This window comes from Christiangramia qingdaonensis (genome assembly GCF_048381525.1).
Taxonomy (GTDB): Bacteria; Bacteroidota; Bacteroidia; order Flavobacteriales; family Flavobacteriaceae; genus Christiangramia.
On sequence record NZ_JBLWIM010000008.1, the window covers coordinates 184425 to 186585 of the forward strand.

Below are 2161 nucleotides of genomic sequence, written 5' to 3' on the forward strand. Positions count from 1 at the left end.
CTGTACTCCAGGATACATCACTTCAATTCCTTGCTGATCACCGCTGGAAAGAACAGAACGTTGAACAGAATATAAAGAACCGTCTTTTCGTGTGATCGTAGGTTGTCCATTAGCAGAAAATGAATACGGACTATACATCATAATTGATCCAAGATCCAGACCAGCGGTATAATCAGCACCATCATAGCCGGCCTCTACATATGTATAGAAATTATGTTCTCTTCCTGAAAGGATGTTATCAAAATTCACCGTAATGGTTTGATCTCTGTCTGCTCTACTCTGTTCATGCCATAATCCAACGGCATGACCAATCTCATGAATAGTATTTCCAGTGGAACAACCATCTGCAAGAGTAATTGGTTGTCTACCCCCTACCATACCCACGTAAGAAGAACATCCTCCTCCGGGAGTGAAATAGACATAGTTAGCTTCTGAAGATCGTTTCACGAATTTTACAGCAGTATTGCTTTCCCAGTGCGCAATTGCATCTGAAACTCTCTGTTGGTTAGGTAATGCAGGATCTATGTCATAATAGACTACATTTTCAGGCCAGAAGAATTTTGTTCGTCCAACACTTTTATCAGTAACAAGTACATCTTCATCAGCGTTTAAAACCAGATCTAAGGGAGTTTTAGAAATATTTTCTTCTGAAAGAAAAATATCTCCCTGGTATACATACTTACCATTTAGTTCTTCAACTGGAAGTTTTCTACCAGCAAAATAAATATCAGAAACAGTTCCAGATTCGTTCGGGAATGCTATTTCTGTAAATTCATCACTCTGGAAGGAACTAATTTCGTTAGTACCTGTACTAGAATCATCATAATTCTCTTCGCTACAGGACATAAAAGCCAATAACGGAACAGCTAAAATAAATTTTAAGTTTTTCATAAGTAGGTTAATTAGTAAATGTATAAGTCTGAATATGATTTGGATCTAATTCAGACAGATTGAAATTAATCTCAATGGAAAATCATCGAAAATTCAAACTCTTGGATTTTCGATGATTCTTCTAAACTGATATAAAGTGGTATAGTTTAAGCAAAATACCAGACACCTTCTATCAACTCAACACGTTTCCAACCGTACCAACCCATATTGTAGTACCATTGATCGTAATATCTTAAAACTGTAAGACCTTCGATAGTGTAGTATTCTCCGTTTATATAGTTCTGAGTTGGTTTCTCCTCCCCACCATTAGATGAAGGGTACATTGCATTAATTCCAGTTACATCTCCGTTTGAGAGCTGAGATCTCTGAACACTATAGGTATTACCATCAGTCTTAGTGATCGTAGGTTGACCATTTTTAGAGAATGCGTATGGGCTATACATCATGATAGAGCCAAAATCTAAATTAGTTGTAAACTCATCACCATCAAAGTTATTTTCCTGGTAAGTCTGGAAATTGTATTCTCTACCTGTTTGAATATTTTCAAAGTTGATAGTAATATGCTTATCTCTATCCACTCGGCTTTGTTCGTGCCAAAGGCCAATGGCATGTCCAATTTCATGAATGGTGTTACCAGTGGAACAAGCATCGGCTAGAGTAATATTCTGCTTCCCGCCAACTTTTCCAACATAAGAAGAACAACCTGATCCCGGAGTGAAATAAATATAGTCTGATTGTCCAGATCTTTTCACGAATTCAAGATTAGTGTTTGCTTCCCAATGACTAATAGCATCGAATACGCGATCCTGGTTGCCTAGCCTGGAATCAATTTCGTAGTACACTGTATTATCTTCCCAGTAAGCTGAAGTTCTACCAACACTTTTAGCTTGAGATACCTCATCTCCTTTTTCTAAAACTAAATTTACAGGGCTTTTAGAAGCTTTACCCTTGGGAATCATAATATCCCCTTCAAAAATATAATTACCATTGACATTCTCTACAGCCATTTTAATACCTGTATAATAAACATCGGTAGCAGTTCCTTTAGAATCTGGAAATGCAATCTCGGTAATATCATCTTTTGATTCTGTTGAAGTGATCTGGGTTTCATTTTCAGCAGTTGCAAGTTCTGAAGTTGAATCCTCGCTACAGCTTATCATTGCAAAGGCTGACAGCAGGAGTAAACTCTTTAATTTTGTCATAAGTAGGTCTTTTTTAAAATTTAATAGTTAATAATACACTCTGGGTTTAGCAATACTTGTTCCATAAA

The 2161-nt window shown here is 36.7% G+C and carries 2 protein-coding genes; both read right to left on the reverse strand.

Annotation, left to right across the window (positions count from 1 at the left end; genetic code table 11):
• On the reverse strand, positions 1-891 hold an 891-nt coding region (locus ACNI3T_RS01570), incomplete at its 3' end, for a M12 family metallopeptidase (protein ID WP_418226337.1).
• A gap of 146 nt (positions 892-1037) precedes the next feature.
• Positions 1038-2093: a M12 family metallopeptidase gene (locus ACNI3T_RS01575; protein ID WP_141877357.1), complete on the reverse strand. Its 1056-nt coding sequence runs from the start codon at positions 2091-2093 to the stop codon at positions 1038-1040.
• Between the last annotated feature and the right edge of the window lie 68 nt (positions 2094-2161).

Bases quoted from the DNA above. Each gene is read 5' to 3' on its own strand.
- ACNI3T_RS01575 (WP_141877357.1), bottom strand. From the start codon at position 2,093: ATGACAAAATTAAAGAGTTTACTCCTGCTGTCAGCCTTTGCAATGATA.